Here is a 4676-nt window from a genome sequence, read left to right on the forward strand (position 1 = left end):
CCGGCGAAATTTAAAAATTTAAACCATTCGGCGCCTTGAAATTCGTCTTTAAATTTTACGAGCTTGCAGCGTCGCGCAGCCCCGTCTCGCTACTTTCGAAAGCGCTTTTAAAATTTAGCGATCTAAATTTGCCTTTAGAATTTCGCCTTTTAAAATTTGAGCGCTCTAAATTCCGCGCTCAAAACTCCGCTTTGAAACGGAAGCGCTTAAAATTTTACGGCTCAAACTCGCCGTTAAAGCCTCGCGGCGAGCAGGGCGCCGCCGTACCTGCCGCATCGCTTCGCGCACCGAAGCCGCGTAAATTTCGGTAAATTTCATTGCGTTCATCGCACGTCCATTATTTAAATTTAACGCCTAAAATTTCGCCGCTTGGCTCCGTGCGAAACATATTCGCCGCTTTGCGCTTTAAATTTAGTCGCTAAATTTAAAATTTCGTCGAAATTTTAAATTTCAGTGCGCCCGTTGATCGCCTTTATTAGCGAGAGCATATCGACGTTATCTAGGCTCACGCCCGTAGGCACGCCTTGAGCGAGCTTGGTAAATTTCAAGCTTAGATCCGCGAACTTGTCCTCGACGTAGAGCATGATGCCGTCGGAGTTGATGCCCGGCGTCAGCGCAAATATCAGCTCGCGCGTGCCGTTTTGGCTCACCATCTCGCGTAGCGCCGCGATTTTATCTTCGTCAGCGGCGTCTAGCACGAAGTAGCGACCGTTGTAAATTTTATTGCTCTCTAAAATAAAGATATCTTTTGGGTTTTCGACGATGCAAATTTTATCGCTTTCGCGCTCCTCATCGGCGCAGTATTCGCAGATCTCGCCCTCGCATACCGCTCCGCAGATGCGGCATCTGTGCAGTCCGCGCACCGCCTCTTCGATATTGTGCGCTAAATTTAGCCCCAAAAAGGAGTTTTGCACGCTTACGTAGTACGCAAAGCGCAGGGCGGATTTTTTGCCCACGCCCGGAAGCTTTTCAAAGCTTGCGACGAGCTCTTCAAACCTGTCTGTGCCGCTCATATAGCGCCCTTCGGCGAAAAGACGATCGAGAAGTAGTGCGTGCCGTCGCTGTAATTGTACTCGAAGCGGAATTTATGTAGCTCGCAAATTTTATCGATGATGTAAAGCCCGAGCCCCATGCCGGTGGCTTTCTCGTCTTTATTTCTGATAAAAGCCTGCTTGTAGTGCTCGAATGATTTTGCAAGCGCCGCGCCGCGGTTGGAGACACTTACTTTGTTTTCGTCGCAGATGATGCGGACTTTTTTATCGCTGGAGTATTTTAGGGCGTTATCGATTAAATTTTTAATCGCCAGCGCAAATAGCCCGAAATCCACGTTTATCACCGCGTCGCACTCGATATCCGTGCTGATGAGCTCGTCCCAGTTATCGAGCATCGACATATCTTTTACCTGCTCTAAAATGAGGCTGAAATGATAATCCTGATAATTTAGCGAGTAGCTTTTTGAGAGCAGTTGCTCGATTTTGGCAAACTCGTTGATTAAAATTTCAAGCCGCTCGAAGACATTTACGAGCCGCACCTTTTGCGTCTCGTCATCGAGCATCTCCGTAATGAGCCTGCCCTTGCCGATTGGGGTTTTGAGCTCGTGCATGATGGTGCGTAAAAACAGCTGGCGCGAGCGGATCAGCTCTTGAATTTTAGCGATTGCGTTGTTAAATTCCTGCGCGACCTGCCCGATCTCATCCTCGCTATGCGTGGCGGCTAAATTTACGTCCAAGTTGCCCTGGGCGAATTTTTTGATATTTTTGCTTAGCTTTTTTAGCGGCGTAAAACTTCGCACGATCGATAAATAAAGCGAGATCAAAACCGCCATCGTAAGCAAAAACCCGACCCAAAGCGGATCGTTTAAATTCTTCGTGCCGAGGCTTTCGAAAACAACGACGAAAGAGTTGTTTTTTATATTTAAAAACAGCGAATTATTATACTCGACCGAGCTAAACTCACCGATAGAAGTGTCTTGGACGAAAAAAATTTTACCACTCGTGATGATGTTTTGGATGATATTTTTATCTTTTACAAGCTCCAAGCCATAGCTGGAGAAGTAGCGCTCAATATCGCTGGGAGGGGCGTTGCGCTTGTATAGCTCAAGTAGATTATTGACCGCGTTTATTTGATTAGCCTGCATGCTGCCTAGGGCTCTATTCATCTGCATCCGTGCGAACGTGATGAAAAGCACGCATACTAAGATGATCGCGATTACAAAAAAAACCGAAATTTTGGTGATTAAGGAGTGCTTCATCCGATGAGCTTGTAGCCGATACCGCGAACCGAAAAGATATGCTTAGGCGCTTTGGAACTATCGCCGATCTTGGTGCGTAGGCGCCCGATGATGACGTCTAAGCTCTTTGAGTCCTTATCTTTTAGGCTCTTGCAGTGGTATACGAGCTGCTCGCGGGATACCGAAAAGCTATGCTGCTTGATTAGGTATTCTAAAATTTCATACTCCGCAGGCGTTAGCACGAGCGACTCTTCGCCGAAGTAAATTTCATGGCGCTTATCGTCGATGCGAAATACGCTATCCGTGGCGGTTTCTTCCTTCTCGCTAGCTTTTTTGTAGCGGCGGATTAGGCTCATAATGCGCGCGTGCATCTCTTTTGGATCATAAGGCTTGGGTAGATAATCGTCCGCACCGATCTGAAGGCCTACGACGCGATCGCTCACGTCGCTTCTAGCCGAGCTGATGATGATCGGAATATCGTATTTCTCGCGGATCTCCTTGCAGACTTCAAGTCCGTCCATCCCGGGAAGCGTAAGATCCAAAATCAGCAAATCGTAGTTTTTGATCCCTGCGCTAATGCCCAGATACGGGTCTTCAAAGTTTGTAACTTGGATGTTAAATTTAGCCAGATATTCGGTTAGAAGCTGTGCGAACTCGCTGTCGTCTTCTATCATCAATACATTTATCATTTTTTATCCTTTACATCGTTGATTTGAAATTTTAAATATTGCATTATACATAAAAATAGTTAAGTCTTAACTTGCGTTTTATTAAATTTAGATAAAATTGCCCCTTTTGTATAGTTCAAGGAGAATTTCGTGGAAGAAGATTATTATGAAATTTTAGGCGTGGCGCGCGATGCCGACGCCGAGACGATAAAAAAGGCGTTTCGAAAGCTCGCTTTGGAATTCCACCCCGACCGCAACCAAGGCGACAAGGAGTCGGAGGAGAAATTTAAAAAGATCAACGAAGCGTATCAAATTTTAAGCGACGATCAAAAGCGCAGGATGTATGATCGCTACGGCAAAGAGGGCATCAGCGGCGCATACGGCGGCGCGGGCGGCGGAGGATTTGATTTTAGCTCTATTTTCGGCGATTTTTTCGAGCAGGCATTCGGCGGAGGCGGTCGCTCGCGCCCTAGTGATCCATACGGCATAGATACCGAGCTAGCCGTAACGCTGGAGTTTAAAGAGGCTTTAGAAGGCGTTCACAAGGAGATAAAATACAAGATCAAAAAGCCGTGCCCTACCTGCGACGCTACCGGCTCGAAGGATAAAAAAAGACACACTTGCTCCGTTTGTGGCGGCACGGGGCGCGTCGCGGTCAGGCGCGGATATATGAGCTTCATCCAAAGCTGCTCCGAATGCGGCGGCACGGGCGAGATCGTAAAAGATAGATGCAAGGATTGCGGCGGCAAGGGCTTTACCGAAGAGGACGTGAGCCTTAAATTTGACATTCCTGCAGGTATCGACGACGGACAGCGCGTGCGCCTAAGCGGCAAAGGCAATGTCTCCAAAACCGGCGAGATCGGGGATCTATACGTGATAGTGCGCGTTAAGGAGGATAGCCACTTCCTGCGCGACGGAGACGACCTGTATATCGAGGTGCCGGTGTTTTTCACGCAAGCGATCTTGGGCGAGAGCATCGAGGTGCCGACGCCGCGCGGCAAGGCGGAGCTGAAACTCAAAGTAGGCACCAAGGACAAGCAGCGCTTCACGATCTACGGCGAGGGCGCGCCGAATATCCGCACCAAGAAAAACGGCGATCTGATCGTGCAGGTAAACGTCCAGACGCCTAAAAAATTGAATGAGAAGCAAGAGGCGCTTTTGCGCGAGCTTCAAGAAAGCTTCGGCAGCAAGGGCGGAGACGACGAGGGGATACTCGATAAAATCAAGAATTTTTTCAAGTAAACTGCCTTGATCTGCCTCGTGCGGCGGTCTTGCGGTTTTATTCACCAAAGTACGGGATTTTCGCTTGGAATCTCGCTAAGAGTTTGGATGTAATTTCGGTGTAAATTTCGTGTCATTATTTGGATAAAATTTAATTAGCATTTAATATTATTTAAATTTAAAGATTCTTAATATTAGTAAAGCAAATTAAAATTTTTATAATTAAGAGGTAGGATGATGTTAAAACAAATTTTAAATGTAGCGTTAGCATATGTTGGGGTTATTGTCGGTGCTGGATTATCGTCCGGTCAGGATCTGATGCAATATTTCGTCAGTTTTGGCAAATGGGGTATTCTTGGAGCCGTTATTCTTGGTATCCTCAATGCCGTCTTTGGTAAAATCATTATTACATTCGGTAGTTATTTTAGATCCAATGATCACTTTGAAGTTCTTTCACAAATTGCTGGATCTATCACTAATAAAATTCTTGATATTTCTTTAATTATTTGCTGTTTTGTGGTAGGTTTTGTCATGATTGCCGGGGCTGGATCAAATCT

Annotated in this window: 6 protein-coding genes; 2 read left to right on the forward strand and 4 right to left on the reverse strand. The window is 46.5% G+C overall.

Annotated elements, in window-relative coordinates; genetic code table 11:
* Positions 1-165: 165 nt before the first annotated feature.
* From Q0095_RS02665 to Q0095_RS02680, 4 genes are all read right to left on the reverse strand, one after another.
* Complete coding sequence (locus Q0095_RS02665; protein WP_297881108.1) at positions 166-327, reverse strand: hypothetical protein; 162 nt, start codon at positions 325-327, stop codon at positions 166-168.
* Between the two features lie 116 nt (positions 328-443).
* Entirely contained in the window at positions 444-1013 is a 570-nt protein-coding gene (gene recR / locus Q0095_RS02670; RefSeq protein WP_297881110.1) for a recombination mediator RecR, read from the reverse strand.
* The gene (locus Q0095_RS02675) at positions 1010-2251 is read right to left on the reverse strand and encodes an ArsS family sensor histidine kinase (protein WP_297881112.1); all 1242 of its coding nucleotides are present in this window, start codon (positions 2249-2251) and stop codon (positions 1010-1012) included. Before Q0095_RS02675 ends, recR begins: the two co-directional genes overlap by 4 nt.
* Positions 2248-2919: a response regulator transcription factor gene (locus Q0095_RS02680; protein ID WP_005870149.1), complete on the reverse strand. Its 672-nt coding sequence runs from the start codon at positions 2917-2919 to the stop codon at positions 2248-2250. The genes Q0095_RS02675 and Q0095_RS02680 overlap by 4 nt, the downstream gene beginning before the upstream one ends.
* A gap of 129 nt (positions 2920-3048) precedes the next feature.
* Here Q0095_RS02680 and dnaJ point away from each other — a divergent pair, with 129 nt between their 5' ends.
* The gene (gene dnaJ, locus Q0095_RS02685) at positions 3049-4140 is read left to right on the forward strand and encodes a molecular chaperone DnaJ (protein ID WP_297881115.1); all 1092 of its coding nucleotides are present in this window, start codon (positions 3049-3051) and stop codon (positions 4138-4140) included.
* Positions 4141-4356: 216 nt separating this feature from the next.
* Positions 4357-4676, forward strand: a 320-nt coding sequence (locus tag Q0095_RS02690) for a hypothetical protein (RefSeq protein ID WP_297881118.1), incomplete at its 3' end; no start/stop codon positions are given.

The organism is uncultured Campylobacter sp., assembly GCF_938045535.1.
In the GTDB taxonomy this organism is placed as follows: domain Bacteria; phylum Campylobacterota; class Campylobacteria; order Campylobacterales; family Campylobacteraceae; genus Campylobacter_B.